Here is a 404-nt window from a genome sequence, read left to right on the forward strand (position 1 = left end):
CCCGTATTGTATTCATTAGTCGGATCTGCATCCGCATCGTCTACCAGGGAAGAAAGGTCTACCGTTACATCTGTGGTTCCTTCACTTATGGTCAGTACATTACTGCCATCCAAAGCTGCTCCCGTTACATCGTCATCGGCCACTGCATCTACATATGCTTTGGTAGCCGCATCCTGGGCTGCCGTAGGATCTGCAAGGTTGGCAATAGCCGCACCTCCGGCATCGTTGCCTTCTGTAAGTACACTGCCCAGATCCTGTATTTCATTCGTAGCATCAGCGTCCGCATCGTCTACCAGGGAAGAAAGGTCGACCGTTACATCTGTGGTTCCTTCACTTATGGTCAGTACATTACTGCCATCCAGAGCCGCTCCCGTTACATCGTCATCAGCTACCGCATCTACATA

Annotated in this window: 1 protein-coding gene; it reads right to left on the minus strand. The window is 50.7% G+C overall.

Annotated elements, in window-relative coordinates:
* On the minus strand, positions 1-404 hold a 404-nt coding region (locus QU605_RS15360; RefSeq protein WP_289726209.1), incomplete at both ends, for a hypothetical protein.

It is taken from the genome of Robiginitalea aurantiaca (assembly GCF_030380815.1).
Classification (GTDB): Bacteria; Bacteroidota; Bacteroidia; order Flavobacteriales; family Flavobacteriaceae; genus Robiginitalea; species Robiginitalea aurantiaca.